This is a genomic window from Roseateles sp. AC306 (genome assembly GCF_979253795.1).
Genome location: NZ_CEEDEB010000012.1, coordinates 171352 through 197210, shown reverse-complemented (window position 1 = coordinate 197210; position 25859 = coordinate 171352). Strand labels below are relative to the sequence as shown.

The following is a 25859-nucleotide window of genomic DNA, read 5'->3' as shown; positions in this document are numbered from 1 at the left end:
ATGCCGGAGACCGCCGCCACCACCCCCCCCGGCAGCGGCGGTCTCCGGCATCGCTGCGGCTGGCCTGGCACTGACCAACGGCACGGTGCGCGTGCTGGACGCGACCGGCAAGGCCCTCGTCTTCACGAACACGGCCGTGGCGCCCACGACCGGCGCCTATGGCCCCATCCCGCTGGGCAACGTCATCCCCTACCGCATCGAGGCCTGCGGCACGGTCGGCGACAAGCCGGTGTGCCTCTGGGGCGCGACGAATGTGGGTGGCACGGTGAACCTGACCCCGCTGACCAGCGCGATCACGGTGCTTGCCAGCGGCGTGGCGCCGGACATGCTGATGAAAGACGGCCAAGCCGCAAAGGGCCTGACCGATGCCGACATCGCCGACGCCCACACGCAGGTGCGCGCGGCCGTGGCGCCGGCCCTGTCCTATGCCGGTCTGCCCAGCGACTTCGATTTGCTGACCGGCGCGCTGACGCCCAACTCGCACGCCGGCCAGGATCTGCTGCTGGACGCGCTCGCCCTGGGCTTTGGCGTCGACACCAAGCCCTACGTCACGCTCGGCTCGCGCTTCGGCGCCGGCGTCGCCTATCTTGAGCCGGGCGCGGCGCCGCAAGGCAGCATCAGCGTCGATGCCGCTGCCGCAACGCTGGACCTGCCGGGCCTCAGCACGCTGTTCACCGGCATGGGCGCCGCCATGGCCGCCGAGGCGGGCTGCGTGACCGGCCTTGCTCCTTACCTCGACACCCACGTGCGCGTCTCGACTGACACGCAGGTGGCCGGCGGCCCCGATCTGGCGTCGCAGGTGGTGTGCTTTCGCCTGGCTGGCGTTCTGCCCGGCGCGTTCGGCGAGATCGACAAGCTGTTCGGCGGCAAGCTGCTGCCGACGAATGTGGACCGCTGCGAATTCGACATCGGCCAGGGCGACCCGGTCTGCCGGGTCAGCTTCGTCTATCAGTTCAGCATCCAGGACCCGACGGATGCGACCAACAAGACGCCCTGGGTGCTGCAGCGGCCCTTGGGCATCGACCAGGCGGCCGTCAAGCACGCCGACGGCTGGAAGTTTCTCGGTAACCGGCTGGAAGTGCAGGCCAGCGCCAAAGCACGTCTTGTGCTGGCCCGGCGCGTCGATTCGCCGACGACGCCGGACGTCTACGCCCGCTTCCTCGACATCGCCATTCCCGCCGGCGGCAATCTGCGCTGCGCCCGCGCCAGCCAGAAGGACACGAACGGCGCCGACGTGACGCTGGCCCTGTTCAAGCCGCACGGCACCGGCCGCTACCTGAGCCTGTGGAGCCTCAGCAGCAGCATCGCGACGCCCAGCCTCAATGCCACCAGCGGTGCGACACGCGGCGCCGACATCATCACCCTGCCCGTGCCCGCCGGTGCTGCGGGCGACGCGACGGCGCGCAACTTCGCGCGCGCCGGCCGGGCGCTGAAGATCGAACTGTTCAGCGACAACGCCTGCGCCACGCCCCTGGGCGGCGCCGACGGCGATGCCATCAGCGTCACCGTGGCCGGCCAGTTGCCCATCGCCACCGCCGGCATGAGCAGCCAACCCTGGCCGGCACCGGCGTCCACGTCCACGACGGCACTCGTGGACCTGAAGGGGGCTGTTGCCGCCAAGCTCAACTACGGCCCCACCTGGACCTTTGCGCGCGCCGATGTCACCATGACCCGCGCCCAGCTCTGCATGCTGGATGCCGCCTGCAGCGTCAAGCTGGTCGACCTGGAACTGCCGGGAACGGCCAAGGCCGCGCGGCTGACCGCCACCATCGGCGTCCTGCCGCTGGTGGTGGGCGACTACAAGCTGCTGCGCCTCACCGGCCGCACCTCGGACGGGCTGGTGCTTCAGATGGACAACGCCTCCTGCAAGGCGCAGGTCAGCGGCGTGCCCTGCTGATTTGCAGCCGCTGCGGCCACGCGGCCTCGGGTGTCTCTAGCGGGCCTTCACGCGTTCTGCCACGAAGGCTGCGTAGCTGCGCAGCGGGCGGCCCAGCAGTGCCTCCAGCTTCTGCGCAGCCCCGACTGCGGGAATCTGGCCGAGTTGCTGGATGCGGCTCATCATCAACCGCAGGTCGTAGGCCATCCAGCCCGGTGCGTTCTGCGCCAGTTGCGCCTCGAAGGCCTGCACATCGTCGCCCGCATAGTGGATGTCGCGACCCAGCGCCTGGGCCCACACGGCCGCCGCAGCGGGGCCGTTGATCACCTGCGGGCCGACCACTTCCAGGGTCAGGCGGGGCAGCGGCTGCGGCGCGCGGTCGCGGCGCAGCAGCTCCGCCACGGCGACGTCGGCGATGTCGCGCGCGTCCACCATCGCGCAGCCGAGTGTGCCGATGGGCATGGGGAAGACGCCGTAGCTTTCCACGACCGGCTGGATCTGGATGTCGTTCTGCATGAAGTAGGCCGGGCGCAGGATGGTGGCCGGCAGATCGAGGCTTTCGATCATCCGTTCCACGGTGTATTTGCCGGCGAAGTGCGGCACGTCGGTATAGAGGTCGGCATTGATGACCGACAGATAGACGATGCGCTGCACGCCGGCTTCGCGGGCCACGTTCAGCGCCTGGAGGGACTGGGTCACCTCGTCGGCGGCCAGTGCGTTCAGCAGGAACAGCGTGCGCACGCCGGCCATCGCCTGGCGCATGGAGGCGACGTTGGTAAGGTCGGCCACCGCGCCCTTGACGCCTGCGGGCAGTGACTGCGTACCGGTCTGGCGCACGAGGGCGGTGACGTCTGCGCCCTGCTTGGCCAGGCCCTGGATGACGAGAGAACCGATGGTGCCGGTGGCGCCGATAACGAGGATGCTCATTTGAAACTCCGTGGTGAGTAAGAAGAAAAATGGATGGGGCAGACGAAAGATAGGTCGTTGCACTTCATAAACACAGTCGCCAGAATCAGGACCCACTGTCTTGAATTCAAAACACATGGACTTGAACGCGCTGGCGGACTTCAACCTCGTGGCCACCCACGGCGGCTTCGGGCGGGCGAGCCGGGCCAGCCGGCGCTCCAAGGCCACGCTGTCGCGCCGCGTGGCAGACCTGGAGGAGCAGCTCGGCGTGCGGCTCATCGAGCGCAGCACCAAGGGGCTGGAGCTCACCGAAGCTGGCCAGATGCTGCTGGCCCGCACCGAAGGCCCCTTGCACGAAGTGGCCGACGCGATCACGGCCGCCGGTGAGGGCACGGGCAAGGTCAGCGGCCGGCTTCGCGTTGCCGCGCCCATCCTGTTTTCACAGCTCGCAATGGGCAGGTTGGCGGCGGACTTCCTGCGCCTCTACCCCGACGTGACCGTCGAGGTGGTGGCCGAGGATCGCGTGGTGAACCTTGTCGATGAACAGTTCGACGTGGCGATCCGCCCCAACCCGCGGGCCGACACCGCGCTCGTCGGCCGCTGTTTTGCAAAAGACCGTCAGGTGGTGGTGGCCGCGCCCACCGTCGAGATGCCCAAACCCGGCAAGACACCCGTGCGCGTGCCCGCCGCCGTCAGTGCCTTCCGCGACGGCGACACCTGGGCGCTCGACGGCGGCCGCCTGACGCTCGAACCCATCCCCGTGCTTAGGCTGTCCTCGATGCTGATGCTCAGGGATGCCGCCATTGCCGGCGCCGGTGTCGCGCTGGTGCCGCAGTCCATCGTCTGGCAGCAGCTCGGCAGCGGCGCCCTCGTGCAGTGGGGCGCGGTGGGCAGCAAGGACGTGGAGCTGTGGGTGCTGCACACCTCGCGCCGGCTGGCCAGCCCGAAGGTCAAGGCCTTCGTGGAGTTCATGGGCTCGCGCTACCCCGATGGCGCGCTGGTACTGAGCGGCTGACCCGTTCCTGGGCCCTTGCCGACCCGGGCGCGTTCTTCTACGCTGGCCCCTCCACACGAGGAGAGTCCGATGAGCGCAAGCCTGGATCCACGAGTGAGCACGATCCGCACGGTCGCGCTGGTCGGCCCCGCCGGGAGCGGCAAGACGCTGCTGCTGGACGCAGTGCTGGCGCACGCTGGCGCCATCCCGCAGGCCGGCAGCATCGAGCGCGGCAGCACGGTCTCCGACCATGACCCGCTGGAAAAGCGCCTCGGCCATTCGCTGCAATCCAGCCTCGCCCACTTCACGCACGGCGGCATTCGTGTGCACGCCATCGACACGCCCGGCGCGCCGGACTTCGTCGGTCAGGCCCTGCCCGCACTGGAGGCGGCGGACACGGCCATCGTCGTCATCAATGCGCAGAGCGGCATCGAGCTGATGGCGCAGCGCCTGCTGACGGCGGCCGGCGAGCGAGGCCTGGCGCGGCTCATCGTCGTCAACAAGATCGATGCGCCCGATGTGGACCTGCCCGGCCTGCTGGCCCAGATCCGCGAGGTCTTCGGCAAGGAATGCCTGCCGCTGAACTTGCCGGCCGGCGGCGCCCAGCGCGTTGCCGACTGCTTCTTCGCGGCGTCAGGTGACGCCGATTTTTCGTCCGTCGCCGACGCGCACCGCGCGCTGGTGGAGCAGGTCGTTGAAGTGGACGCCGCCTTTGTCGACCGCTACCTGAACGATGGCGACATCGACCCCCGTGAACTGCACGCGCCGCTGGAACAGGCCCTGCGCGAGGGCCACCTGATCCCCGTCTGCTTCTGCTCGGCCAAGACGGGCGCCGGCGTCGGCGAGCTGCTGGCCGCCATCGAGCTGCTGATGCCCAACCCGGCGGAGGGCAACCCGCCGCCCTTTCTGGAAGGCAAGGGCACCGAGCCCGCGCCCTACCCGGCCACGCCGGACCCGGCCGCCCACGTGCTGGCCCATGTCTTCAAGATCGTGGCCGACCCCTACCTCGGCAAGATGGGCGTCATGCGCGTGCACCAGGGTCGCGTCGCCAAGGGCGGGCTGCTGTTCGTCGGCCATGCGCGCAAGCCCATTCGCGTGGGCCATCTCTTCATGCTCCAGGGCGCCAAACACGTCGACATCGATGAGGCGCTGCCGGGCGACCTCTGCGCCGTTGCCAAGGTCGACGACCTCGCTTTCGACGCCGTGCTGCACGACGCGCAGGAGGACGAGCACATCTACCTGAAGCCGCTGGACTTCCCCACGCCCGTGCACGGCCTGGCTATCAGCCCGGCGCGGCGCGGCGACGAGCAGAAGCTGTGGGAGGTGCTGGCGCGGCTGGTCGACGAAGACCCCTGCCTGCGCATCGAGCAGGCCGGCCATGATGGAACATTCGGGCACCAGACCCTGGTCTACGGCCTGGGCGAGCTGCACCTGCGCCTGCTGCTGGAACGCCTGCGCGAGCTCTACAAGGGCGAGGTGCTCACCGAGCCGCCGCGCATCGCCTACCGCGAGACGATTTCAGTGCCGGCCGAGGGCCACTACCGACACAAGAAGCAGAGCGGCGGGGCCGGCCAGTTCGGCGAGGTCTACCTGCGTGTCGAACCGCTGGAGCGCGGCGCAGGCTTCGAGTTCGTCGATGCGGTCAAGGGCGGCACCATCCCCGGTCAGTTCATGCCGGCCGTCGAGAAGGGCGTGCGCTCGGCGCTGGCCAGCGGCGTCATCGCCGGCTACCCGCTTGTCGACCTGCGCGTCGTGGTCTACGACGGCAAGCATCACTCGGTGGACAGCAAGGAGATCGCCTTCGTCACGGCCGGCCGCCGCGCGCTGATCGAGGCGGTGCGCGAAGCACGGCCCTTGGTGCTGGAACCCATCGTGCAAGTCGAGATCACCGCGCCCGAGCACGGCATCGGTGACATCACCGGCGACTTGGCCTCACGCCGTGGGCAGATCAACGGCACGCGCGCCGCCGTGCCAGGCAGCCTCATCGTGCAGGGCCTGGCGCCGCTGGCCGAACTGGCCAGCTACCAGACCCGGCTGAATGCGATCACCGCGGGTGAAGGTCGCTACACGCTGGTGCTGTCGCACTACGAGGCGGTGCCGCCCAACACCCAGGCCGCCCTCGTCGGCGCCTACAAGGCGCACGACGAGAGCGACTGAGGCTCAGTGCACGTCGTCGTCGGCGTCCTCGTCATCTTCGTCATCCTCGACCTCCGTCTCGGTGTGCATCACGCAGCGCCAATCGCCGTCCTTGCGCATCCACACCGACGAGTCGGCCATCACCTGCTCCACAGCGTCGGATTCATCCTCGCCACGCTCCGCCATCGCCTGGCGGACACGGTAGGTCAGCACCGCCGTGTCGTCATTGGGGAACATGACGTTCACGTCGCTGAGCTCAAACGACTTGATCACCATGCTGCCCTTCTCGGCCATCTCGCGGTACTGGGCGTGGTCGAACTGCATGACGCCCTGCGAACTCACCATCAGTGACGGCTCGTGCAGCATCGACAGCGCGGTGTCGGTGTCCTCGTCAACCATGGATTGCCAGAACTTCTTTTCCAGCGCAATGAGTGTGTGGTCTGCGGTGGGCATCTGCATCTCCTTTACGGGGTCAAAAATCCAATATCGGCGTCGGTTCCCGACCGATCCATAGGAGGCACCTGCACGGGCCGGTCAGCGCCCTCCTACGGCCGGCGCCAGGTGAAGACTCATTTATCATTGCCGGCCATGCTCAGCGCCTCCCGAGACGTCGCGCAGATCCGCTTGGACAACGCGATGCGGCTGTTCGAAGAGTTCGTCAGCGCCACCGTCAAACACCCCGACGCCGCCACCCTGCGTGGCCTGGAGCGGCGCTTTGCCGAGCGCCTGCAGATCCAGCCCAGCTACTGGAGCCAGATCAAGGGCCGCTCACGCCAGATCGGCGAGCGCCTCGCGCGGCAGTTCGAGCAGCTCTGCCACAAGCCGCCCGGCTGGCTGGACATCGAGCCCGGCACTGCTGCCGTGGCGGCAGCAGTGCCCGGCAAGGCGCCTGCGGCCGCTGAAACTTCGTCCAGCCTGCCCCAGGACGACGACGAGCGTTTCATTGTCGGCCTCGTGCTGACCTATTACCGCCGCCACCCGCAGCGCGCTCGCACGCGGCTGCTGGACCTGCTCGGCGAAGTGCTCACACCCACCGCCGCTGCGCCGCCACCGGTCGCCAAGCCCGCCGTTCCCAGCCCTCAGGCCGAACTGGACGAGTGGCGCAAGCTGCAGTCACGCATCGCGCCGCTCAAGCCCAAAAAGCGCTGACCCCCTGCGCTGATCGATAGACGCATCCGTCATTGGACGGCGCCACCCCTCCACGTTAGGGATGTTGGATAAAAACCGCTTGCGCAAGAGAAACGTTTGTTTATCATTTGCGCAAGTCGTGCTGCTGAAGTTCTGCGCACACGGCGAGGTCGCACACCACCCAGCCCCCTGACCGCCCGGCCCCGCTTGCCTCGAGCGCAAGCCCCGTGCACCCCAAACCTTGTCTGCAAATGCTGGCCCAGCCCGGGTCGAGCTGCTGCATTGCCCGCCGCCACCGAGCGGCATTCAACGGAGCCCGCCATGCCCCAGTTCACCTCTCCCCGCCCCATGCGGGTCAAGACGCCCAAGCCGCGCAATCCGCTCGTCGCCCCGGCCCTCAAACGCCAAGCCGGCCGACATCAAAGCCCCAACGACGCCCACGCGCAACGCCAGCAAGCCCGCCTCGAGCTGCGCAGCCTGCTGCGCGACCGCTACCCGGACGAAAGCCCCTGACACAGCCGCGCCGCCCGCCTCTCGCATGTCTATTCATGTCATGAGGGCCGGCCAGCGCGCAAGGAGACCCTCATGAGATTGATCGAGTTGAGCGGCCCCGACGCCGCCGAAACCCACGAAGCCTGGGCCCGCCGCTGGGTCCGCATCAAGCGCGCGGCCCGCGCCATCCGGCTGGTGTTCTCACCGGCCTACCGCCGGCGCCGCGCCCGCAACCGGCACCTGGAGTTCTACGCCGAAGCCGGCGCGCCCGAAGGGGCGCTCTATGTCGACGGCCAGTTGATTGCGCAGCTGGACGGCATCCGCAGGCTGTGAACTGAGGCGTAAAACGGGGTCGCATGCCATGACCATGCGGCCCCTCACAGGCCTAGCATCCGCCTATGTCCGACCGCCTGCGCCTCTCCACGCCGCTGCCCAGCCTCGACGCCTGGGTGGAAGCCTTTGCGCGGGCGGAGATCCCGGTGCTGGCCGAGACGGCCGAGTCGCTGGAGCAGATGCGCGCGACCGAGGATGACGTGGACGCCCACGGCATCGGCGAGATGATTGCCACCGACCCGCTGATGACGCTGAAGGTGCTGGCCCACGCCAGCGAGCTGAGGCGCGGCCGCAACGGCCGGTACGAGGCCGACCCGGAAACGGTGACCGCCGCCCTCGTGCTGATGGGCATCACGCCCTTCTTTCGCGATTTCGGCCCGCAGCCGACGTTGGATGCGGCGCTGGCCGACCATGACGAAGCGCTGCTCGGCCTTTCGCGCGTCATGCAGCGCGCCGAACGGGCGTCACGCTATGCGCTGGGCTTTGCGGCCCACCGGGCCGACCTCGACGCCGCCGTCATCCACAGCGCCGCGCTGCTGCACGACTTTGCCGAGATGCTGCTCTGGGTTCATGCGCCCGACCTGGCCCTGCAGATCGCCACCCTTCAGGGCACCGACCGAACGCTGCGCAGCAGCGCCGCGCAACGCCAGGTGCTGGGCATCGAGCTGGCCGACCTCGAGCAGGCGCTGATGAAGCGCTGGCATCTGCCGGAGCTGCTGATGCGCATCACCGGTGACAAGCACGAGCGCGACCCGCAGGTGCGCTGCGTGCACCTGGCCGTGCGCCTGGCGCGGCACACGGCCCGGGGCTGGGACGACGCAGGCGTGCCGGACGACCTGCACGACATCGCCGAGTTGCTGAACCTCAGCGAAGCCCACGCCCTCAAGCTACTTCACGAATTCGACTGACGACGGCCGCGGTAGGCCGCCACGAGGCCCAGGCCGCCGAGCAGCAGTGCGGCGCTCGCCGGTTCGGGCACGGTCGTGACCGTGGCCGTGAAGTTGGCGTTGTTGGGCGCGAAGTCGGAGATAGCGCCGATGCCGGAACTGGCAAAGGCAAGGTCGCGCGGCCACAGGTTGAAGGTGTAGTCCAGCTTGTTGCTGAAGCCGGTGCCCGGCAGCAGGCTGCCCTTCACAGCGGCGGTGATGGTCTTGCCGCTGATGGTGACGGCGCCGGCTGCCAGGTTGGTGCCGGCCACCGAGCCGGTGCCGTCCGGGCGCACGAGGATGACGCGGTCGAAGCGCACGCCGTCAAGGCCGAGGCTGGCGCCGAAGCCGGCCGTGCCTGCGCCCCGGTTCACGCCCCAGACATAGACGCCGGTGGCGGTGCTGCCGACGTTGCCGTCCAGCGTCGCCTTCAGGAAGAAGGTGTCGAGGCTGGCGTTGTAGAGGACGGTGGCGGCAACCACGTCCAGGTCGGCGCTGGCGGTGCTGCCGGCAAAGGTCGCAAGGAAGTCACCCTTGGGGTCGGTGATGCCGTCCAGCGCATGGCTGGCCAGGGGCAGGCCGAGGGCAAGAGCGGCGACGGTTGAAGCAAGAAGACGCATGCAGAACTCCTGGTGAGGTCTAAGGAAGCGGCCGGATGGCCACGGTGGTGTGGACGGGTCAAGGCGGCGGCTATTCCAGCCACCCCCTGGAAGCGGGGGCACGGCCATTCACCAGCGCGCGCAGGCGTTCGCGACCGCGCGAGAGGCGCGACATGACGGTGCCGATGGGGATGTCCAGCGCCTGGGCGATCTCGGCATAGGCCATGCCTTCGAGGGCGACGAGCAGCAGCACCTGGCGCTGCTCCACGGGCAGCGCGGCCAGGGCGGTGTCGAGGTCGCGCAGGGCCAGGCGCTCGGCTTGCGCTGCGGCGACGGGGATGTCGGGCGCCTGCTCCAGATCGACAAGATCGAGGCGGCCGCGGCGCAGCGTGTCGACGTGCAGGTTGTGCATGATGCTGAACAGCCAGCCGCGCATGTCCCCGACGCCCTGCCACAGCCCGGCGCGCGTCCAGGCACGCTCCAGCGTGTCCTGCACCAGGTCGTCGGCGTCCTCGCGGTTGCGGTGCAGCGCGCGGGCATAGCGGTGCAGGCGCGGCATGCAGCCCAGCACCTCGCCGGCCTCGGGCGAGGCGGCGCGGGTTCGGTGCTGCGGGGCGGTGGCCATGGCCGGTTGATTCCGGCCGCCACCTCAGAGGTTCAACACACCCCTAGACTGGAACCGCCGTGGTGTTCTTCAAGCGCTCCAGCACGAAGCTGGTCTTGCAGTCCTGCACGCTGGGGTGCATCAGCAAGGTGTCGCTGATGAAGCGGGCGTAGTGCTGCATGTCCTGCACCAGCACGCGCAGCAGGTAGTCCATCTCGCCGGTCAGCGCGGCGCATTCGACGACCTCGGGCCAGGTCTGCACGGCCGCGCGGAAGAGGTCGCGCGGGTTGCGCAGCGGGCTCTCTGTCTGCTTCTCCAACCTCACGTTGAGATAGGCCGTGAGGCCCAGGCCGATGCGCTCGGGCCTCACGAGGGCGACGTAGCTGCCGATGACGCCGGCCTCCTCCAGCCGGCGCACGCGACGCAGGACGGCGGAGGACGACAGGCGCGCCTCGGCAGCCAGCGCGTCGTAGGTCAGGCGGCCGTCGACCTGTAGCGCGCGCAGGATGCGGCGGTCGATGGCGTCAAGTTCGATAGAAACGTCCATGAACGCAATTTTCCTGCGCTTCGTGGCTCATATGCGCCAAGATTCGCATGAATTTTGCGGGCATAGCGCCGCAGAATTTTTGCCTTCACCAGCATCACGACGCGAGGCAGACATGGCCAAGTTCACCCCCTGGGACAACCCTATGGGCACCGACGGCTTCGAGTTCATCGAGTTCGCCGCGCCCGACCCGGCCGGCCTCGGCGCGCTGTTCCAGACCATGGGCTTCCAGGCGGTGGCGCGCCACCGCCACAAGAACGTGACGCTCTACCGGCAGGGCGGCGTCAACTTCATCATCAACGCCGAGAGCGACTCCTTTGCCCAGCGCTTTGCGCGCCTGCACGGGCCGTCGATCTGCGCCATCGCCTTCCGCGTGCAGGACGCTGCGCATGCCTACAAACGCGCACTGGAGCTGGGCGCCTGGGGCTTCGACAACAAGGCCGGCCCGATGGAGCTGAACATCCCGGCCATCAAGGGCATCGGCGACTCGCTGATCTATTTTGTCGACCGCTGGCAGGGCAAGGGCGGCGCGGCCGCAGGTGCCATCGGCAACATCTCCATCTACGACGTCGACTTCGTGCCCGTGCTGGATGCGCACGGCCAGCCAGTGGACCCCAACCCGGTGGGCAACGGCCTGACTGAGATCGACCACCTGACGCACAACGTCTTCCGTGGCCGCATGAAGGAATGGTCGGAGTTCTACGAGCGCTTCTTCGACTTCCGCGAGGTGCGCTACTTCGACATCGAAGGCAAGTTGACTGGCCTGAAGAGCAAGGCCATGACCAGCCCCTGCGGCAAGATCCGCATCCCGATCAACGAGAGCAGCGACGACAAGAGCCAGATCGCCGAGTACCTGGACCTGTACCACGGCGAAGGCATCCAGCACGTCGCGCTGGGCACGACCGACATCTACAGGACGGTCGAGGGCATGAAGAACGGCGGCGTCCAGTTCCAGAACACCATCGAGACCTACTTCGACCTGATCGACAAGCGCCTGCCGGGCCACGGCGAGAACCTGGCGGAGCTGCGCCGCCTGCGCATCCTCATCGACGGCGCCACCCACATGGGCGTGGATGACGAACTGCTGCTGCAGATCTTCACCAAGGAAGTGATCGGGCCGATCTTCTTCGAGCTGATCCAGCGCAAGGGCAACGAGGGCTTCGGCGAGGGCAACTTCAAGGCGCTGTTCGAGAGCATCGAGCTGGATCAGATCCGCCGTGGGGTGCTGAAGGACGAGCCGGCCAAGGCGGTCTGAAGGCACTGCCATGCCTCGTCCGAGTGGACGAGGCCCATGTGCCCGACGCCATCCACGCGATGCGCACGTGAGCCCGGCAGGATGGCCGTCTCGGCCGGGTTGACGATCTGGTCGCAGGGCGTCCAAAAGCAGTCGACGTCCGTCAACACGGACAGCTCCGCCAGCCAAGGGCTGCCCAGGCGCATCTGCCTCGCGTTGTGCCCCTGTCCGAAACGCGCCATGCGTGTGCCGCCGTGCGGCGAGCCCAGCGTGATGACACGCGGCGGCACCTCGTGTCCCGCGCCATGTGTGCGCCACCACGCGCGCAGCGCCAAGCCGCCCATGCTGTGCGCGACCAGCACCGGTGGGCGGCCAGTTGCAGTCTCCAACTGGCGCACGCCGCGCTCGATCTCATCGGCATAGTCGTCGATGCTGCCGAAGACCGGCTCCAGCGACGGCGCCACGAAGGCCGTGCCTTGCTCGCGCAGCCTTTTCATCCAGCCATTCCAGCGCCCGCGGTTGCAGGCAAAGCCGTGCACGAGCAACACGCCGGTCTGCGCGCCCGCCGGCAGGTGATCGGCCTCGGCCCATTCCCGCCACGGCTGGCGCCAGGAGAAGGCCAGCTCGCTGGCGACGACTTCGCGAGCCCAGGCGCGCAAGAGCTGACCCCAGCCCGGCGCCGGCCGATTCACCCAGCGCAGCTGCACGAAGCCCAGCGCCAGCACGGCGGCATGCGCTCCGAACGTCAGCAGCCCCCAGCCCCAGCCAAAACGCCAGCCGACGAGCACGGCCACCGCCAGCCGCAACAACACCCAGATCCTCTGCAGTCGCGCATTCATGGGCGCAGTGTAGGAAGGCAGAATTGCCCGACCGATGGACGCCCTGAGTGCCGAATCCCTGCTGATCGAACTGCGCGCCGTGGACGCAGAGCGCGCCCGCCGCGCGGCCGACCCCGAGCTGGCAGCGCGTGTGCAAGCGCTCAAGGCCTACCAGCAGAAGCGCTTCGCCGCGACCTATGCCGACCTGCTGGCCAACCCGCGCTACGAGGCCGCCACGCGCTTCTTCCTGCACGAGCTCTACGGCCCCGGCGACTACCGCCAGCGCGATGCGCAGTTCGCCCGTGTCGTGCCGGCGCTGACCCGGCTGTTCCCGCAGGAGGTGGTGGACACCGTGGCCAAGCTGGCGCGCCTGCATGCGCTGTCCGAGCGGCTGGACACGCGCATGGGCGAGCACCTGATGTCGCCCGATATCACCGCCCCGGAATACGCCATCGCCTGGCGCGCGTGCGGTGACGAAGCCGGGCGCCAGCAGCAGATCGCGCTGACGATGGCGGTGGGGGAGTCGCTGGACAAGCTCACGCGCCGCCCGCTGCTGCGACAGTCGCTGCGGCTGATGCGCGGCCCGGCACAGATGGCCGGCCTGGGCGCGCTGCAGAGCTTTCTCGAAAGCGGCTTTGACACCTTCCGCGCCATGCGCGGCGCGGGCGAGTTCCTGTCCACTGTGCGACACCGCGAGGACACACTCGCAACGGCTTTGTTTCGAGCAGATGCGTCTGCGTTAGGGCAACTCCCCTAGCTTCATGTAACCGGCAGTCCCACCATCATTGGCTTCACGCAAAGCTCGCCAAAAGCCAATAAAGGGCCCTGCCGATGACCGCCGTCCTTGCCGAAGTCTCCCAAGTGACATCACGCGCCAAGCCCTGGCTGGCCAGCTACCCGGCCGGCGTGCCGGCGCAGGTCGACACAGGCTCCTATCGCTCGCTGGTGGAGCTGCTGAACGAAGCCTTCCGCGTCCATGCAAAGCGCGACGCGGCCATCTGCATGGGCCAGCGCATGCGCTTCGACGAGATGGACCGGCTGTCGACGCAGCTCGGTGCCTGGCTGCAGACCCAGGGGCTCAAGCCCGGCGACCGCGTCGCCATCATGATGCCCAATCTGTTGCAGTACGGCGTGGCCATCGCGGCCATCCTGCGTGCGGGCTTCGTCGTCGTGAACGTGAACCCGCTGTACACGCCGCGCGAGCTGGCGCATCAGCTCAAGGACTCCGGCGCGCGGGCGATCATCGTGCTGGAGAACTTCGCTCACACGCTGGCCGAAGTCATCGACGAGACCGACGTGCAGCACGTCATCCTCGCCTCCATGGGCGACCTGCTGAACTGGTGGAAGGGCCCGCTCATCAACTTCGCCGTGCGCCACTTGAAGAAGATGGTGCCGGAGTTCCGCCTGCAGCTGATGTCCAAGGGCGGCGAAGGCCGTACCGTCGTGCGCTTCAACGAGGCGCTGGCCCACGGCGACCGCCTGCACCTGAAGAAGCCCGAACTGGGCCCCGACGACGTTGCCTTCCTGCAGTACACCGGCGGCACGACCGGCGTGTCAAAGGGCGCCACGCTGCTGCACCGGAACATCGTCGCCAACATCCTGCAGGTCGAGACCTGGTTCCAGCCGATGTTGTCCAAGGTGCCCGGCCATGCCGAAGGCAATGTGCAGTTCACCAATGTCTGTGCACTGCCGCTGTATCACATCTATGCGCTGACGGCCTGCTTCATGCTCGGCGCGCGCATGGGCCACCTGAATATCCTGGTGCCCAACCCGCGCGACATCCCCGGCTTCATCGAGACGCTGCGCGGCCACAAGGTCCACATCTTCCCGGCCGTCAACACGCTGTTCAACGCGCTGGCCGCCGAGCCGGGCTTCTCGCGGCTGGACTTCTCCGAACTCGTCATCTCCAACGGCGGCGGCATGGCCGTGCAGCAGGCCACGGCCGAGAAGTGGCTCAAGGTCACCGGCTGCCCGGTCGTCGAGGGCTACGGCCTGTCCGAGACCGCCCCGGCCGCCACCATCAACCCGCTGGACTTGCGCGTCTTCAACGGCAGCATCGGCCTGCCCATCCCGTCCACCGAGATCACCATTCGCGACGACGACGGCAACGACCTGCCCCTGGGCGAGCGCGGCGAGATCTGCATCCGCGGCCCGCAGGTCATGGCCGGCTACTGGAAGCGCCCCGACGAGACGGCCCACGTCATGTACGGCGACGGCTTCTTCAAGAGCGGCGACATCGGCATCATGGACGAGCGCGGCTACGTGCGAATCGTTGACCGCAAGAAGGACATGATCCTGGTCAGTGGCTTCAACGTCTACCCGACCGAGATCGAGCAGGTCGTCAACATGCACCCCGGCGTGCTGGAGTGCGCCGCCATCGGCGTCCCGGATGCCAAGTCGGGCGAGGCCGTCAAGCTGTTCGTCGTGAAGAGCGACCCGGCACTGGCCGAGGAAGACCTGGCCAGCTATTGCTCCGGGCAGATGACGGCCTACAAGCGGCCCAAGTTCATCGAGTTCCGCGACGAACTGCCCAAGAGCAACGTCGGCAAGATCCTGCGCCGCGAGCTGCGCACGACGACCGCCTGAACAGGCTTTAGCCAGTTGGGAGGACAGCTACTCGCTGCGCTCGATCGGTCTGTCCCGCAAAGCTTTCTGATCAGTTGGGGACAGAGCTACTCGCTGCGCTTGATCGGTCTGTCCCGCAAAGCTTTCTGATCAGTTGGGGACAGAGCTACTCGCTGCGCTCGATCGGTCTGTCCCGCAAAGCTTTCTGTTCAGTTGGGGACAGAGCTACTCGCTGCGCTCGATCGGTCTGTCCCGCAAAGCCTTAAAAAGGGTTGTTCTTCGCGCGGGTCAGCGCCAGCACGCCGATGCGCTGCTGGGCGGTCGGGCCCAGCAGCGTGTCACCGGCCCAGAGCCAGGAGGTCGCGGCATCGGGCTTGAGCGTTTCGACGGTGCAGTCCTGCGGCGCGATTTCGCTGCGGCAGGCCGCCGTCATCACGTCGGAGTAGCCAAAGGCGCCTGGGAAGCGGGCAATCTGCTGGATCGTTTCGTCCACCAGCACCAGGCCGATCAGGCGCCCGTCGTTCAGCAGGTTCAGGCGCATCGAGATGTTGAAGGCCGCGCTGAGTTCGTCCAGGAAGGCGGCACGGTCGATGTCCGTCTGCTGCTCTCTCTCCCGCCAGCCGAAGGGTGTCAGGCCCACGTCGAAGATGGTGGCCACCAGCACGCGGCCATTGGCGTTGGCGATGCGGTTGGCCTGCTCGGCCAGCAGCTTGCCGCGTGCCTTGGCCTCGTTGACCAGCGAATCTCGGCTCTGGGCCGGGAACTGGCGGTAGAGCTCCATGATGTCGTTCACGCCGACCATGATGCTCACCAGGTCCTTGGGACCGAAGCGGTCGTTGGACAGATGCTGGTCGATCTTGTCGCGCACGTCGGCCACCTTGACGCCGGCTGCCGCGTACATGATGCCCTGTGGCAGTGCGACGAATTCGCTGTTGCACTGGGAGAAGACGAAGTTGAAGCCGCTGGCGAGCACCTGCGTCCAGACCGGGTTGACCCGGCACTCCACCTGGCGGGTGGCGGCGTCGAGGCCGTTGATCGTGTACTTCTTGCCGCTTTGCAGGATGGCGCCGCTCTCGTCGCCGAAGGCAATGATGCGTGTCGGCGCGAAGGGCTCGATCTGCGCGGTGCCGCCGCCGCCACAACCGGCAATCAACGCGGCCGCCGCGACCATGACGAGGCCGCGCTTCAGTTTCTGGGAGACAACACGTTGCATGACGATCAACTCAGGACAGGAAAACTCAATCGGTGAAGGCGGCGGCGGCCCGGCTGAGCCGGTCTCGCACGCCATCCCAGGCCGAGTCGCGCGGTGGCGCCTCGACCCAGATTTCGCGGGCGCCGGCCGCGTCCAGCGTCCGCAGCACCGCAAACAACTCGTGGGCCGCCGCCGCCGGGTCGGCGGGCAGAGGCTGCCATTCGCAGGCCAGCCCGGCCGGTGGCTGGGCGCGTGAATATACCGCCACCCCCTCCAGGCCCCCGCTGGCCGCCACGGTAGCCAGACGTAAAGCCAGTGAGCCGGCGTCGAGCAGCCGCACGCGAGCCGACGGCGCGTAGTGCGCAGCCAGCGTGCCCGAGGCCCTGGGCGCGGCGGCGTCGGGCTCGGCGAGCGGCTCGCCCAGCATGGCCTCGATGTGGGTGCGGCTCAGCAGGCCGGGGCGCAGCAGCGCGGGTCGCTCGCGGCTGCAGTCGACGATGCTGGACTCGATGCCGACGTCGCAGGCACCGCCGTCCAGCACCATCAGCGCGGGCCCGAATTCCTCGACGACATGGCGGGCCAGCGTCGGGCTGACGCGGCCGAAGCGGTTGGCGCTGGGCGCGGCGACGCCGCTGACGCCGAGCGCCCGGGCCGCCGCCAGCACGGCGCGGGCAACCGGGTGGGCCGGCGCACGCACCGCGATGGTCGCGTGCCCGCCCGCCGCGCTGGTGGCCACGCCGGGCTGGCGCGGCACGATGACCGTCAGCGGGCCGGGCCAGAAGGCGTCCATCAGGCGGCGCGCGGAAGCAGGCAGATGGTCGGCGAACGGCTCGGCGCCGGTGGCGTCCAGCACATGGACGATCAGCGGGTGGTCGCTCGGCCGGCCCTTGGCGGCAAAGATTTTCGCGACGGCGTCATCCCGGTCCGCCCGCGCGGCAAGGCCGTAGACGGTCTCGGTCGGCAGGCCCAGCAGCTCGCCATCCGCCAGGCGCTGCGCGGCGGCCAGGATGGCGGCGGGATCGTTGCCGGGCAGCAGCATCAACGCCCGCCCGGCCGTCCGAAGGGCGTTGGCGCCCCCTCGGGGGGCAGCGAACACAGTGAGCGTGGGGGCACCATGTCGTCAGAAGTCGGTCGGCAGACCCAGGATGGCGGCGGCCCGCACGGCAACGTCATGCGCGGCGCCTGGCGTGTCGGCCGTGATGTTCAGGTGGCCCATCTTGCGGCCATGGCGCGCGTCGGCCTTGCCGTACAGGTGCAGATGCGTGCCCGGCAGCGCCAGCACGCGGTTCCAGGCGGGCGGCGTGGGGCCGCCGTGTTCGTTGAACCACAGGTCGCCCAGCAGGTTCAGCATGACGGACGCCGAATGCTGGCGCGGCATCGGCAGCGGCAGGCCGGCCAGCGCGCGCACCTGCAACTCGAACTGCGACACGTCGGCGCCGTCCATCGTCCAGTGGCCGGAGTTGTGCGGGCGCGGCGCCATCTCGTTGACGACCAGGCGGCCGTCTTCCAGCCAGAAAAACTCGATGCACAGCACACCGACATAGCCCAGCGTCTCGGCCACCTGGCGGGCGGCGCCGATGGCAAGCGTCTCCACCTCGGCCGGCACGTCCGGCGCTGGAACCTCGGTGATGGCGAGGATGCCGGCGCGATGCAGGTTCTGCTGCACCGGGAAGTTGACCATCTGCCCATCTGCGCCGCGTGCGACCAGCACGCTCAATTCGGCCTTGAGCGGCAGCAGCTGCTCCAGCACGCAGGGCACGCGCTTGAGCCCTTCCCAGGCGTGGGCCAGCTCGGCGGCGGTGGCCACACGCACCTGGCCCTTGCCGTCGTAGCCCATGCGGCTGGTCTTCAGGATGCCGGGCAGCAGGGCCGGGTCGACCGCGGCCAGCTCGATCTCGTTGGTGATGACGGCATGGGGCGCGCAGGGGACGCCCGCGGCCTCGAAATGCGCCTTCTCGACGGCACGGTCCTGGCAGACGGCGACGGCCGCACCCGACGGCGCGACGATGCGCATGCCGGCCAGCGTCTCAAGCGCCAGCGCCGGCACGTTCTCGAACTCGGTCGTGATCGCGTCACAGTCACGGGCCAGTTGGGCCAGCCCGAAAGAATCGAGGTAGCCGGCCTTCACGTGCTTCTCGGCCACGGCGCCGGCCGGGCTGATCGCGTCCGGGTCCAGCACGACGCAGCGATAGCCCAGAGCCTGGGCGGCGTGGACGAACATGCGGCCGAGCTGGCCGCCGCCCAGGACGCCGAGGGTGGCAGAGCCCGGAAGGAGGGCGTTCAACGCAGGTCCTCGGTCATCGCCTGCGCCACGGCCGTCTGGCGGGCGCGGAAGGCATTCAGCTTCTCCAGCAGCCTCGCGTCACCCGTCGCCAGCATCGCCACCGCAAACAACGCTGCGTTGGCCGCGCCGGCATTGCCGATGGCGAACGTCGCGACCGGGATGCCCTTGGGCATCTGCACGATGGAATGCAGCGAATCGACCCCCTGCAGATGCCGGCTGGCCACCGGCACGCCCAGCACGGGCACCGTCGTCTTGGCCGCCAGCATGCCCGGCAGGTGGGCGGCGCCGCCCGCTCCGGCGATGATGGCCTTCAGACCCCGGCCGGAAGCGGCTTCGGCGTAGGCAAACATCTCGTCAGGCATGCGATGGGCCGACACGACGCGGGCGTCGAAGGCGACACCGAACTCGGTCAGAATCTCGGCCGCTTGCTTCATCGTTTCCCAGTCGCTGCTGGAGCCCATGACGATGCCGATGACGGCGTCCGGGTTCAAAGGGGCTGACGTGGACAAAGCGCGCTCCGAGGCTCAGGAAAGCCTTGAATTGTAGAAGCCGAGGCTCAACCTCCCGCTCGGGCCCAATCTCCTGTCCGCCATGATCGACATCAACCTCCAGAACTTCGAAGCCGAACTCATCACTGCCTCCCAGCAGGCACCCGTGCTGCTGGACATCTGGGCGCCGTGGTGCGGCCCCTGTCGCACCCTCGGCCCCATGCTGGAGAAGCTGGAGACCGCCTACGCCGGCCGCTTCACGCTGGCCAAGCTGAACAGCGACGAGGTGCCCGAGATCGCCACCCAGCTGAGCCAGATGTTCGGCGTGCGCTCCATCCCCTTCTGCGTGATGTTCGTCGGCGGCCAGCCGGTGGACGGTTTCGTCGGCGCCATTCCCGAAGCGCAGATCCGCGAGTTCCTGGACAAGCACGTGCCGGCCGGCGAGGAACTGCCGGCCGATGAGCCCCCTGCCGACGACCTGATGGCCGAAGGCGACCTGGAGACGACCCTGGGCAAGCTGGCTCAGGCCGTGCAGGCCGACCCGGCCAACGACGCGGCCCGCTTCGACTACGTGAAAGCGCTGCTGGAGCTGGGGCTCGTGGCGGAAGCCCGCGAGGCCTTCGCTCCGGTTGCTGCCAAGGCCGCCGACACGCTCGTGCCCTCGCCCCGCCTGGCGGCCCTGGCCACCTGGCTGGCCGCCTTCGAGGTCGCTGCCACGGCCGACCCGTCGGCACTGCAGGCGGCCATAGGCGCCAACAAGCGCGACTTCGAGGCCCGCTTTGCGCTGGCCCAGACGCATCTGGCCGGCCAGCGCTTCACCGAAGCGATGGACGAGCTGCTGGAAATCATCATGCGCGACAAGGCCTGGATGGACCAGGCCGCGCGCAAGACCTACGTCGCCATTCTGGAGCTGCTCACCAAGCCGGCCTCCAAGCCGGCGGCAGAGGCCAAGGGCGGCGCGCTGGAGCTTTCGGGCAAGGCCACCGTCGTGCAGAGCGACCCGCTGATCGACCAATACCGGCGCAAGCTGTCGATGGCCTTGTTCTGAGGCCAACACCGAGCCAGGACTAGGGCACGCCGCCGTTGCTGTTGCGCAGTTCGCGCAGCTTCACGCATTCGGCATCGTTGCGGAACTGCGGCTTCGCGCATTGCCGGTCTATGCACCAGGCGCGCGCCAACAGTATGCGGCCGCCGCAGGCTTCGCCGGCGGTGCGGGGCTCTGTCGCGGCGGCGATTGAGGCGGGTGCAGCCGGGGTGGGTGTCGCGACCGCCGAGGCGGCCGGCTCGGGCGCCGCGAAGACGGGGCTGCGCGGCACCGGCCGGAAATCGCCCGCCTTCTCGGTCACGATGGGCCTGAGCGCACCGCCGTCGCGGCGCGCCGGCGCGGAGGCCGCAGGCGCGGCCGACAGACGCGGCCCCGGGACGGACACGGTTGTCACCCTGGACAGCGGGACAGAGGCGACTGGTGCAGCGGCGGCTGAAGCGGCGGCTTCGGTTGGAGCCGGCACGCTGGCGGGCATGGCCGCCGCGGACGCGGCTTCGGCCGCGCTCGCCGACGCCAAGGCGGCTGAAGCGGCAGCCTCGACGGCCGGCGGCGGCGCGTGCCTGGCCATGTTGTCGCGCAGTTGCACGACGAAGAGGCCGAGCAGTGCAAGGGCCAGCAGGCTGGCGGCTGCCAGCAGCAGCGTTCTGGGACGGCGAGAGGCAACGACGGGCACCGGCACGATCGTGGTGGCCAGCATCTCCTCGGGAGAGCCTTGGACGGTGTCCATGAACTCGATGTCAAGCGCCTCGACGGGCTCTTCCGGCGGCAAGGGCGGGGGCGCCGCACGCACAGGGGCGGCCTGGGGCGCCGGCACATCGGCGCGGCCATCGATGGCCTCGCGCCAGGCCGCCACGCTCTGCGGGCGCTGGTGCGGTGGCACGCGCAGGCCCCAGTCCATCGCGGCGAGAAAGGCCGGCGAGTAGCCGTCCACGGCGAGCGGCGCCAGTTCGTCACCCATGGCACGCGCGGTGCAGGGCGGCGGCGGGCGACCGGTCAGCAGGTCGTGCATGACGGCGGCCAGCGCATAGAAATCGGTCCACGGACCCTGCTTCAGGCTGGTCGCCTCGGCGTATTGCTCGATGGGCGCGAAGCTGGGCTTGAGGATGGCCGTGAACACCTGCGTGCGGTCGCCGATGGCCTGGCGGGCAGCGCCGAAGTCCAGCAGGATGGGCGCGCTGCCGTCGGCGGGCAGGAAGATGTTGTCGGGAGCGACGTCGCGGTGCCAGACGTTCTGGGCGTGGAGTGACTCAAGGCCGCCGAGCACGGCGTCGAACACGCGCCGCGTCCAGGCTTGCGGCGGCGGTGTCGACTGGGCCTTGCGCGCGTCGCGCAGGTTCATGCCGACCAGACGCGGCATCGCCATGTAGGCGGTGCCGTTGGCCTCCCAGAAGCGATAGACCTTTAGCAGCGAGGGGTGGTCGAAGCGGGCCAGCAGGCGCGCCTCGTTGACAAAGCTGCGCCGACCCAGTTCAAACGTGTCGCGCATGGACAGGGAGCGCACGGAGACGTGGGAGCGCCCATCGCGCTGCGCGAACTGGCTCGGCATGTACTCCTTGATCGCGACCTCGCGCTCGAGCGAATGGTCGCGCGCGAGATAGACGATGCCGAAACCACCGACGCCGAGCGTGCCAAGGATTTCCAACTCGCCAAAGCGGGTGCCCTTGGGCAAGGCCAGCAGGGCGTGTTCGGCGTCGTCGGCGGGAGCGGCGGTCATGGCGCGCGAGAGTAACGCAGCCATGGCCGCGGGAAAGCCCGAAAACCCGCGTCCAAGGCCCGCCGTCCGTGCGGAATTCTGCGGGCCGAGTGTCGGGCCGCTCCGAAGCCGGCCCCACCTGGCGATGTGCATGCTGCTCAATCCATAAGCACACCGCTGTGTCCTGGGCGCTTGCGGGGCGAGGCGGAACGAATGGCCTATTTCGGTGGAGTGACCAGACCGGCGGCAGTCAGCCGCTCGGCCCAGTGGCGGCGCTGGGCGGCGTCCAGCGCCCAGGACGTCGTTGCCGCGTCGGCTTCGCGGGCAGCAAGCGCACTTTCGCCAAGCTTGGCATAGACCTGGGCGAGGCGGGCGTGCAGCACGGCGCACTCGTCAAGGTCGCAGTAGGCGGCGTCCTCGGCCAGCACCTCCACAGCAGCCAGGTCGGCCAGCGCGCGGGCGCGCTGTAACTCGCCGGTGTTGACCCAGCACCAGGCGAGGTCGGCCAGCAGGCTGTAGCCGACGCGCGCGAGGCCGGTGGCTGAGGCGGCGGGCAGGTTGGCTTCGAGCAGGCGGGCCGCCTCGGCAAAGTTGCCTTGCACAACAAGCAACTGGGCGTGCAGCAATGGCGTAAGGTTGGCGCGAGCGGATCCGCCGAGGGCGTCGTCGTAATTGCCGATGGATTCGACGCTGAGCAGTGCCACCGGCGTCTCGCCAACCCTGCCGGTCAACGCGGCGTGCCGGACACGAAGTGCCCGCATCTGGGTCTGGTTGTAAACCACAGCTACGAGCCCCACGTCGCCCCCTCAGCGATGGCTTGCCGGCGGGCCCAGGCGTACCACGGCGAAGCTGCTGCCTCGCCTACGACCAAGCTCCAGGCCGAAGCGAGGGCGGTTGCGACGCGGTAGGCCGGCGAGTGATCACTAGGCTCCAAAAGGGCGAACGTTGCCCTGGCGTGACGAACGAGGCCATCGATGTCTCGGCCGACGAAGTCCATTTGTGCCAACCATGCATCAGCCCAAACTTGTAGTGACGGGAGCCGGGCGGCGGAAGCAATCACGCCGGCACGGCGCACGCGGTCGCGGCCGTCACCGCCAAACGCGCCGAAATAGGCCACTAACCCCTCCGCCAGATGCAACCAAGCCGCCAGTTCGATGCGCGGATGGGCCAGGGCGCTGGCGTGCAATAGTTTCAGTTCCTCGCGGGCGTCGGTCTCGCGGCCATGGCGCAGCCAAAGGATGGCACGTTGCACCCGCAGCACGGCGCAGCGCGCCGGGTTGGCGGCCATCGCGGCAATTTCGCCATCCAGCCTTTGCGCCAGCCGGCTGTGCAGTTTGACGTTCACGGGTAGGCCCTTCGCGCTGCGCACTTGCCGGGACGACGCCGCCAGGCGTTTGGGCTCACGCCCGCCCAGTGGGAGCAAGCGTGCTTGAGGCTGGCCCGCGCGGCGCTCATGTCGTCAGACGCTGCAAGGCCTCTTCGTACTTCTGCACCGTCCGGGCGATGACCTCGGGTGGCAGCGCCGGTGCTGGCGCGGTCTTGCCCCAGGGCTTGCCGTCAACGGTGGCCTGCTCCAGCCAGTCGCGCACGAACTGCTTGTCGTAGCTCGGCGGATTGCTGCCCGGCACGTAGCTCTCCACCGGCCAGTAGCGCGAAGAGTCGGGCGTCAGCACCTCGTCCATCAGCGTCAGCGTGCCATCGGCGTCCAGGCCGAACTCGAACTTGGTGTCGGCAATGATGATGCCTTTCGTCAGCGCAAAGTCCGCCGCGCGCTGGTAGAGCTGGATGGAGATGTCACGCACACGCGTGGCCAGCTCAGTACCGACGATGGCTGCGGCCTGCTCGAAGGAAATGTTCTCGTCATGGTCGCCCATCTCGGCCTTGGTGGCGGGCGTGAAGATGGGTGCGGGCAGCTTGTCGGCATTGCGCAGGCCCGGCGGCAGCGCGACACCGCAGACACTGCCGCTCTGCATGTACTCCGCCCAGCCACTGCCGGCCAAGTAGCCGCGCACGACGGCCTCGATGGGCAGCGGCTTGAGCCGCTTGACGAGCATGGCGCGGTCGCGCACTTGCTCGACCTCCTCGGCGGCGACGACGGAGAGCGGGTCCTCGCCGGTCAGGTGGTTGGGCACGATGCCCTGCAGCTTGTCGAACCAGAACAGGGCCATCTTCGTCAGCAGCGCGCCCTTGCCCGGGATGGGCTCGCCCATGATGACGTCAAAGGCCGAGAGGCGGTCGCTGGCGACCATCAGCAGGCGGTCGTCGCCGACGGCGTAGTTCTCGCGCACCTTGCCGCGGCCGAGCAGCGGCAGCGAAGTGAGAGAGGACTGAAGCAGGGCTTGAGGCATGGCGAACGGCTGCGGCGAGCACGGTTGGGGCGGAATGCGGTGGATTTTAGGAGGCGACGAAGCCCTGCACCTGCGGCGCGAAGCGGCCCACCTCGGTGGGCTTGGCCAGGTAGCCGTCGAAACCGGCGGCCACGAAGCGCGCAGGGGTCAGCGCACGGCGGGCAATGAGAAGCCCACGTACTGAGCCAAAAAGCGCTCGCGACCTTCGCTCTCAAACAACTGCGGATCCCAGTCGCTCGGCAGCAGACGCGCAACATGTTCAGCGCGAAAGAGATAGACGCAGGCCGTCTCGGCGCGCCCGTCTGGCAGCTCCACCGAGACCGGCACGCGCTCGTAGTCGCTGCCCTCGAAGGCATCGAGCCGTGCCCACACCGCAGCACCGATGCCGCGGTACAGCCGCCCCTCCACCACGCCGGCTTCGGCGGGGCGCAGGCCGGGATAGTCCTCGCCCTGCACCGAGTGGCGCCGGTAACCGCGCAACAGCGCGGCCTCCGACGGCAGCACGCCGCCGCAGACGTGGGCCATGATGTCGGCCCACATCAGCGAGCCGTAGGTGAAGCAGCTCTCGATCACTGAACCTTTTGCGCCAGTTCGCCACGCGCATAGGCGGCGGCGATGTCGGCCAGGTTGCGGCTCTTGATCTTGCCGGCCTGTCCTTCGCAGCCGAACTCCATGTAGCGCTGCTTGGCAATGACCTTGGCCGCCTCGCGAGCAGGCTTGAGCCACTCGCGCGCGTCGAACTTGTCGGGGTTCTCGGCCAGGAACTTGCGCACCGCGCCCGTCATCGCCAGTCGGATGTCGGTGTCGATGTTGATCTTGCGCACACCGTGCTTGATGGCTTCCTGGATCTCCTCGACCGGCACGCCGAAGGTCTCCTTCATCTTGCCGCCGTACTGGTTGATGATGGCCAGCAGGTCCTGCGGTACCGATGACGAACCATGCATGACGAGGTGGGTGTTGGGGATGCGCGCGTGGATCTCCTTCACGCGGCCGATGGCCAGGATGTCGCCGGTGGGCTTGCGGCTGAACTTGTAGGCGCCGTGGCTGGTGCCGATGGCGATGGCCAGTGCATCGAGCTGCGTGCCCTTGACGAAGGTGGCAGCCTCCTCGGGGTCGGTCAGCATCTGGGAATGGTCCAGCTTGCCTTCGGCGCCGATGCCGTCTTCTTCGCCGGCCTCGCCGGTTTCCAGGTTGCCCAGGCAGCCCAGCTCACCCTCGACGGTGACGCCGACTTTGTGCGCCATCTCGACGACCTTGCGCGTCACCTCCATGTTGTATTCGAAGGACGCTGGCGTCTTGCCGTCCTCCAGCAGCGAGCCGTCCATCATCACCGAGCCGAAGCCCAGGTCGATGGCGCCGGCGCAGATCTTGGGACTGGTGCCGTGGTCCTGGTGCATGACCAGCGGGATGTGCGGGTAGGCCTCGCAGGCGGCCTGGATCAGGTGCTTGATGAACGGCTCGCCGGCGTATTTGCGGGCGCCGGCGGAGGCCTGCAGGATGACCGGCGCGCCGACTTCATCGGCCGCAGCCATGATGGCTTGCACTTGTTCCAGGTTGTTGACGTTGAAGGCTGGGATGCCGTAGCCGTTTTCGGCGGCGTGGTCCAGCAACTGACGCATGGAAACGAGAGGCATGGGAAATTCCCGGTGGAGTT

At 68.5% G+C, this 25859-nt stretch carries 27 protein-coding genes; 11 read left to right on the top strand and 16 right to left on the bottom strand.

Translation table 11 applies throughout. From position 1 onward, the window contains the following. On the top strand, positions 1-1897 hold a 1897-nt coding region (locus tag AC0IZJ_RS21285), incomplete at its 5' end, for a hypothetical protein (RefSeq protein WP_471853503.1). Positions 1898-1933: 36 nt separating this feature from the next. Here AC0IZJ_RS21285 and AC0IZJ_RS21280 read toward each other — a convergent pair. After that, entirely contained in the window at positions 1934-2803 is an 870-nt protein-coding gene (locus tag AC0IZJ_RS21280) for an SDR family oxidoreductase (protein WP_471853501.1), read from the bottom strand. Positions 2804-2918: 115 nt separating this feature from the next. Here AC0IZJ_RS21280 and AC0IZJ_RS21275 point away from each other — a divergent pair, with 115 nt between their 5' ends. Further along, positions 2919-3797, top strand: a complete 879-nt coding sequence (locus tag AC0IZJ_RS21275) for a LysR family transcriptional regulator (protein ID WP_471853499.1) — start codon at positions 2919-2921, stop codon at positions 3795-3797. A gap of 69 nt (positions 3798-3866) precedes the next feature. Next, complete coding sequence (fusA, locus tag AC0IZJ_RS21270) at positions 3867-5933, top strand: elongation factor G (protein ID WP_471853496.1); 2067 nt, start codon at positions 3867-3869, stop codon at positions 5931-5933. Positions 5934-5936: 3 nt separating this feature from the next. On the opposite strand, the gene AC0IZJ_RS21265 is transcribed toward fusA, so the two are convergent. Continuing rightward, positions 5937-6365, bottom strand: coding sequence for a nuclear transport factor 2 family protein (locus AC0IZJ_RS21265; RefSeq protein WP_471853494.1), 429 nt, complete (start codon positions 6363-6365; stop codon positions 5937-5939). A 135-nt stretch (positions 6366-6500) separates the two neighbouring features. Between AC0IZJ_RS21265 and AC0IZJ_RS21260 the strand changes: the two genes are divergently transcribed. From AC0IZJ_RS21260 to AC0IZJ_RS21245, 4 genes are all read left to right on the top strand, one after another. After that, positions 6501-7061: a hypothetical protein gene (locus AC0IZJ_RS21260; protein WP_471853492.1), complete on the top strand. Its 561-nt coding sequence runs from the start codon at positions 6501-6503 to the stop codon at positions 7059-7061. A gap of 300 nt (positions 7062-7361) precedes the next feature. After that, on the top strand, positions 7362-7553 hold the full coding sequence (locus AC0IZJ_RS21255) for a hypothetical protein (RefSeq protein WP_471853490.1): 192 nt from the start codon (positions 7362-7364) through the stop codon (positions 7551-7553). 72 nt (positions 7554-7625) lie between these two features. Next, positions 7626-7865, top strand: a complete 240-nt coding sequence (locus tag AC0IZJ_RS21250; protein ID WP_471853488.1) for a hypothetical protein — start codon at positions 7626-7628, stop codon at positions 7863-7865. Between the two features lie 65 nt (positions 7866-7930). Then, positions 7931-8773, top strand: a complete 843-nt coding sequence (locus AC0IZJ_RS21245) for an HDOD domain-containing protein (RefSeq protein WP_471853485.1) — start codon at positions 7931-7933, stop codon at positions 8771-8773. On the opposite strand, the gene AC0IZJ_RS21240 is transcribed toward AC0IZJ_RS21245, so the two are convergent. The 3 genes from AC0IZJ_RS21240 to AC0IZJ_RS21230 all read right to left on the bottom strand — a co-directional run bounded on the left by AC0IZJ_RS21240 (position 8758) and on the right by AC0IZJ_RS21230 (position 10541). After that, complete coding sequence (locus tag AC0IZJ_RS21240; protein WP_471853484.1) at positions 8758-9411, bottom strand: PEP-CTERM sorting domain-containing protein; 654 nt, start codon at positions 9409-9411, stop codon at positions 8758-8760. The genes AC0IZJ_RS21245 and AC0IZJ_RS21240 overlap by 16 nt on opposite strands. A 70-nt stretch (positions 9412-9481) precedes the next feature. After that, positions 9482-10015, bottom strand: a complete 534-nt coding sequence (locus AC0IZJ_RS21235; RefSeq protein ID WP_471853483.1) for an RNA polymerase sigma factor — start codon at positions 10013-10015, stop codon at positions 9482-9484. A 43-nt stretch (positions 10016-10058) separates the two neighbouring features. Then, a complete protein-coding gene (locus tag AC0IZJ_RS21230; protein WP_471853482.1) occupies positions 10059-10541 on the bottom strand; it encodes an Lrp/AsnC family transcriptional regulator in 483 nt (160 codons plus the stop codon). Between the two features lie 112 nt (positions 10542-10653). On the opposite strand from AC0IZJ_RS21230, the gene hppD reads away from it, so the two are divergent. Next, positions 10654-11793 (top strand): 4-hydroxyphenylpyruvate dioxygenase, encoded by a 1140-nt coding sequence (gene hppD / locus AC0IZJ_RS21225; RefSeq protein WP_471853481.1) that lies wholly within the window; start codon positions 10654-10656, stop codon positions 11791-11793. On the opposite strand, the gene AC0IZJ_RS21220 is transcribed toward hppD, so the two are convergent. Then, entirely contained in the window at positions 11745-12611 is an 867-nt protein-coding gene (locus AC0IZJ_RS21220; protein WP_471853479.1) for an esterase/lipase family protein, read from the bottom strand. The genes hppD and AC0IZJ_RS21220 overlap by 49 nt on opposite strands. A gap of 34 nt (positions 12612-12645) precedes the next feature. Here AC0IZJ_RS21220 and AC0IZJ_RS21215 point away from each other — a divergent pair, with 34 nt between their 5' ends. Then, positions 12646-13347, top strand: a complete 702-nt coding sequence (locus tag AC0IZJ_RS21215) for a DUF8198 family protein (protein WP_471853478.1) — start codon at positions 12646-12648, stop codon at positions 13345-13347. Positions 13348-13421: 74 nt separating this feature from the next. Then, positions 13422-15176, top strand: coding sequence for a long-chain-fatty-acid--CoA ligase (locus AC0IZJ_RS21210; RefSeq protein WP_471853476.1), 1755 nt, complete (start codon positions 13422-13424; stop codon positions 15174-15176). 241 nt (positions 15177-15417) lie between these two features. On the opposite strand, the gene AC0IZJ_RS21205 is transcribed toward AC0IZJ_RS21210, so the two are convergent. From AC0IZJ_RS21205 to purE, 4 genes are all read right to left on the bottom strand, one after another. Continuing rightward, entirely contained in the window at positions 15418-16368 is a 951-nt protein-coding gene (locus AC0IZJ_RS21205; protein ID WP_471853475.1) for an SGNH/GDSL hydrolase family protein, read from the bottom strand. 25 nt (positions 16369-16393) lie between these two features. Beyond that, entirely contained in the window at positions 16394-17386 is a 993-nt protein-coding gene (locus AC0IZJ_RS21200) for an L-threonylcarbamoyladenylate synthase (protein WP_471853473.1), read from the bottom strand. Between the two features lie 81 nt (positions 17387-17467). Next, positions 17468-18631 (bottom strand): 5-(carboxyamino)imidazole ribonucleotide synthase, encoded by a 1164-nt coding sequence (locus AC0IZJ_RS21195; protein WP_471853470.1) that lies wholly within the window; start codon positions 18629-18631, stop codon positions 17468-17470. Further along, positions 18628-19092 (bottom strand): 5-(carboxyamino)imidazole ribonucleotide mutase, encoded by a 465-nt coding sequence (purE, locus tag AC0IZJ_RS21190; protein ID WP_471853506.1) that lies wholly within the window; start codon positions 19090-19092, stop codon positions 18628-18630. The genes AC0IZJ_RS21195 and purE overlap by 4 nt, the downstream gene beginning before the upstream one ends. 130 nt (positions 19093-19222) lie before the next feature. Between purE and AC0IZJ_RS21185 the strand changes: the two genes are divergently transcribed. Next, a complete protein-coding gene (locus AC0IZJ_RS21185) occupies positions 19223-20167 on the top strand; it encodes a tetratricopeptide repeat protein (RefSeq protein WP_471853467.1) in 945 nt (314 codons plus the stop codon). A 19-nt stretch (positions 20168-20186) separates the two neighbouring features. On the opposite strand, the gene AC0IZJ_RS21180 is transcribed toward AC0IZJ_RS21185, so the two are convergent. From AC0IZJ_RS21180 to fba, 6 genes are all read right to left on the bottom strand, one after another. Beyond that, complete coding sequence (locus tag AC0IZJ_RS21180) at positions 20187-21878, bottom strand: serine/threonine protein kinase (RefSeq protein WP_471853465.1); 1692 nt, start codon at positions 21876-21878, stop codon at positions 20187-20189. Positions 21879-22075: 197 nt separating this feature from the next. Then, the gene (locus AC0IZJ_RS21175) at positions 22076-22618 is read right to left on the bottom strand and encodes a hypothetical protein (protein ID WP_471853462.1); all 543 of its coding nucleotides are present in this window, start codon (positions 22616-22618) and stop codon (positions 22076-22078) included. A gap of 23 nt (positions 22619-22641) precedes the next feature. Beyond that, a complete protein-coding gene (locus AC0IZJ_RS21170; RefSeq protein WP_471853459.1) occupies positions 22642-23202 on the bottom strand; it encodes a hypothetical protein in 561 nt (186 codons plus the stop codon). Between the two features lie 106 nt (positions 23203-23308). Continuing rightward, positions 23309-24205: a phosphoribosylaminoimidazolesuccinocarboxamide synthase gene (locus AC0IZJ_RS21165; RefSeq protein WP_471853457.1), complete on the bottom strand. Its 897-nt coding sequence runs from the start codon at positions 24203-24205 to the stop codon at positions 23309-23311. 147 nt (positions 24206-24352) lie between these two features. Then, a complete protein-coding gene (locus AC0IZJ_RS21160; protein WP_471853454.1) occupies positions 24353-24778 on the bottom strand; it encodes a gamma-glutamylcyclotransferase family protein in 426 nt (141 codons plus the stop codon). Then, positions 24775-25839 (bottom strand): class II fructose-bisphosphate aldolase, encoded by a 1065-nt coding sequence (fba, locus tag AC0IZJ_RS21155; protein WP_471853452.1) that lies wholly within the window; start codon positions 25837-25839, stop codon positions 24775-24777. Before fba ends, AC0IZJ_RS21160 begins: the two co-directional genes overlap by 4 nt. Between the last annotated feature and the right edge of the window lie 20 nt (positions 25840-25859).

Excerpts from the sequence above, each read along its gene's own strand:
- AC0IZJ_RS21240 (WP_471853484.1), bottom strand. The coding sequence starts at position 9,411 with ATGCGTCTTCTTGCTTCAACCGTCGCCGCTCTTGCCCTCGGCCTGCCC.
- AC0IZJ_RS21185 (WP_471853467.1), top strand. The coding sequence starts at position 19,223 with ATGATCGACATCAACCTCCAGAACTTCGAAGCCGAACTCATCACTGCC.
- fusA (WP_471853496.1), top strand. The coding sequence starts at position 3,867 with ATGAGCGCAAGCCTGGATCCACGAGTGAGCACGATCCGCACGGTCGCG.
- AC0IZJ_RS21280 (WP_471853501.1), bottom strand. The coding sequence starts at position 2,803 with ATGAGCATCCTCGTTATCGGCGCCACCGGCACCATCGGTTCTCTCGTC.
- AC0IZJ_RS21265 (WP_471853494.1), bottom strand. The coding sequence starts at position 6,365 with ATGCCCACCGCAGACCACACACTCATTGCGCTGGAAAAGAAGTTCTGG.
- AC0IZJ_RS21165 (WP_471853457.1), bottom strand. The coding sequence starts at position 24,205 with ATGCCTCAAGCCCTGCTTCAGTCCTCTCTCACTTCGCTGCCGCTGCTC.
- AC0IZJ_RS21220 (WP_471853479.1), bottom strand. The coding sequence starts at position 12,611 with ATGAATGCGCGACTGCAGAGGATCTGGGTGTTGTTGCGGCTGGCGGTG.
- AC0IZJ_RS21210 (WP_471853476.1), top strand. The coding sequence starts at position 13,422 with ATGACCGCCGTCCTTGCCGAAGTCTCCCAAGTGACATCACGCGCCAAG.
- AC0IZJ_RS21245 (WP_471853485.1), top strand. The coding sequence starts at position 7,931 with ATGTCCGACCGCCTGCGCCTCTCCACGCCGCTGCCCAGCCTCGACGCC.
- fba (WP_471853452.1), bottom strand. The coding sequence starts at position 25,839 with ATGCCTCTCGTTTCCATGCGTCAGTTGCTGGACCACGCCGCCGAAAAC.
- AC0IZJ_RS21215 (WP_471853478.1), top strand. The coding sequence starts at position 12,646 with ATGGACGCCCTGAGTGCCGAATCCCTGCTGATCGAACTGCGCGCCGTG.
- AC0IZJ_RS21250 (WP_471853488.1), top strand. The coding sequence starts at position 7,626 with ATGAGATTGATCGAGTTGAGCGGCCCCGACGCCGCCGAAACCCACGAA.
- AC0IZJ_RS21200 (WP_471853473.1), bottom strand. The coding sequence starts at position 17,386 with ATGCTGCTGCCCGGCAACGATCCCGCCGCCATCCTGGCCGCCGCGCAG.
- AC0IZJ_RS21260 (WP_471853492.1), top strand. The coding sequence starts at position 6,501 with ATGCTCAGCGCCTCCCGAGACGTCGCGCAGATCCGCTTGGACAACGCG.
- AC0IZJ_RS21175 (WP_471853462.1), bottom strand. The coding sequence starts at position 22,618 with ATGCGGGCACTTCGTGTCCGGCACGCCGCGTTGACCGGCAGGGTTGGC.
- AC0IZJ_RS21275 (WP_471853499.1), top strand. The coding sequence starts at position 2,919 with ATGGACTTGAACGCGCTGGCGGACTTCAACCTCGTGGCCACCCACGGC.
- AC0IZJ_RS21255 (WP_471853490.1), top strand. The coding sequence starts at position 7,362 with ATGCCCCAGTTCACCTCTCCCCGCCCCATGCGGGTCAAGACGCCCAAG.
- AC0IZJ_RS21205 (WP_471853475.1), bottom strand. The coding sequence starts at position 16,368 with ATGCAACGTGTTGTCTCCCAGAAACTGAAGCGCGGCCTCGTCATGGTC.
- AC0IZJ_RS21235 (WP_471853483.1), bottom strand. The coding sequence starts at position 10,015 with ATGGCCACCGCCCCGCAGCACCGAACCCGCGCCGCCTCGCCCGAGGCC.
- AC0IZJ_RS21180 (WP_471853465.1), bottom strand. The coding sequence starts at position 21,878 with ATGACCGCCGCTCCCGCCGACGACGCCGAACACGCCCTGCTGGCCTTG.
- hppD (WP_471853481.1), top strand. The coding sequence starts at position 10,654 with ATGGCCAAGTTCACCCCCTGGGACAACCCTATGGGCACCGACGGCTTC.
- purE (WP_471853506.1), bottom strand. The coding sequence starts at position 19,092 with ATGGGCTCCAGCAGCGACTGGGAAACGATGAAGCAAGCGGCCGAGATT.
- AC0IZJ_RS21230 (WP_471853482.1), bottom strand. The coding sequence starts at position 10,541 with ATGGACGTTTCTATCGAACTTGACGCCATCGACCGCCGCATCCTGCGC.